Annotated in this window: 2 protein-coding genes; one reads left to right on the top strand and one right to left on the bottom strand. The window is 38.8% G+C overall.

Annotated features, from left to right (window positions below; genetic code table 11):
• The coding region (locus CCB157_RS16195; RefSeq protein WP_143287115.1) for a PEP/pyruvate-binding domain-containing protein at positions 1 to 1,347 on the bottom strand (1,347 nt) is incomplete at its 3' end.
• Between the two features lie 229 nt (positions 1,348 to 1,576).
• Between CCB157_RS16195 and CCB157_RS16200 the strand changes: the two genes are divergently transcribed.
• Positions 1,577 to 2,076: helix-turn-helix domain-containing protein (locus CCB157_RS16200; RefSeq protein ID WP_143287116.1), on the top strand; the 500-nt coding region annotated here is incomplete at its 3' end.

Genomic DNA, 2,076 nt, shown 5'->3' on the forward strand with positions numbered 1-2,076 from the left:
CTCAATATGGGAAAAAACGCACTCTCCGTTGCTATTTAATACATATTTCGTTGGAGGGATTCTCCCATCTTTCATGCCAAATAATCCTGTTGGAAAAGTTTCAATCAAAATATCTCCGTTCTCCAATACTCTTGAAAAGCCAGTTACAGGGGCTGGAATGACATCTCCAATTTGTACACAATGGAAGCCATTCCCAAGTGGATTGTATTTGTTTTCTACACCATATCGAAGGGCTTCTTTAATATCCTCTCTTTTGCAAAGCTGTCCGACGCCTTTTTTCCACGTCAGCCTAAGGAAAGGCATGTCCATATCCCTTTTGACATGCTCGCAAGCATAATCAATTTCATCTTCTGAAAACACTAGGTAGTAGGTTTTATAGGTTGGAATGTTGTGTTCGTGACAAAACTTCCTAAACCAAACATGTTTTTGAAGGCGGCGAGCCAATAAATGATGACAATGGCCTAAATTGACATTAAATAGCGTGTCTAAGTCCTCTTGAACGGCCCATAAAAATTTTGGATGACTGTAATTTGTCGTTACAGCCCGAGCTTGAAGGATGTAAAATACGTCTCCTTTTTGCGCCCACTCGACGTCGACATCGGAGTGGAATATATCGACTAATTGGTTAGTCATTTGAGTTACTTTTGTAACAAACTCGTCCCCAAATTCTTCCTTTATGTCTTCAATCTTAACAAACCTACCAGATTCATTTCCGTCAGTAATACCGACGTTATTTCCGCTTTTATATTCCAAAACAGGAATAGGGTCATGACTCACGGGGTTTTTTGAAAACAAAATTCCCGAAAAATCTGGGTCAATGTATTTTTGAAGTATAACAGCCATTTCAGTGCTTACTTTTCCTTGATTATAAAAAAATGCACGTTCCGTAAATAGAGAGGCCCAACACTTTTTAATTGACTTAAAAGCCCCATCCATGTCTGAGACACCAACAGTGGAATAGTAGACCCCTGCATAGGAGTTCACAATATTGTCCTCAGAAGGGGAGGAAGAACGTATGGCTAACGGACCTGTATGGAGCAAAGTTTCGACCAATGCTGCAATATCCTTATATAAAGAATTTGGGAGGTCTTTAGTCATAATGAAATCTCGAATTTCTGCCAACTGCTTGTTAATTGTAACCGGATTAGCTTTAATTTCATTGACTTTAGATTCGATCAGTTTATCCAGTCCTGTTTGGGATTTGTAAGTTTCAAAGAGTTGGGTAGTTAAACAATAACCTTTTGGAACAGTCAGCCCATTAGTAATGAGTTGACCTAAATGAAATGCTTTTCCTCCAACCATTTCTTTTGTTAAGCCAAAGCAGTTTTCTAAACTTGTAAATAACATGATTATCCCCTCTAAACTATTTAATTGCCAATTCCCTACACGTATGGGAATTGAAAAAGTGACCACTCATAATTAATCAAACGCTATAGTATTACTGGTATCGGCTCTAGCAAAAATGTTATGTACATTTAACTTAGTGTTAAAGCCGATGATAAAATCCCCAATATAGCCGGAATAAAATTCCCCACTTACAATAGAACCATAGTGTCAATGAGAGGAGCTATGGTTCGTGATTACGAGAGGGGAATTTTTTATGATCAAAGAGATGTATGAAAGGGGAATGAGTATTTCCGATATTGCGAGGGAGTTGGGGATTGATCGGAAAACCGTTCGAAAATATATTCACTCCCCCAATCCCCCTTCCAAATCTAAGCGAAAACAAAGAAAAAGCAAGTTAGATCCATTTAAAGAGTATCTTCAAAAACGAATGTTAGAGGATGGGGTGTTCAATAGCGAAAAGTTATTTTTCGAAATTCGACAACAGGGCTATACAGGAGGAAAGACGATTTTAAAGGACTATATAAAACCTTTCCGAGAGACGGCGAAAAAGAAATACACCGTTCGTTATGAAACGCTTCCTGGTGAACAAATGCAAGTCGATTGGAAAGAAGTCGGGGAGGTGATAATCGAAGGGAGAAAAGTCAAGTTATCGCTATTTGTGGCCACATTAGGCTATTCGCGGATGAAATACGCGGTATTTACGACCAGCCAGGACCAGGAACACTTAAT

The sequence above is a fragment of the Caenibacillus caldisaponilyticus genome, from assembly GCF_002003465.1.
Classification (GTDB): Bacteria; Bacillota; Bacilli; order Bacillales; family Sporolactobacillaceae; genus Caenibacillus; species Caenibacillus caldisaponilyticus.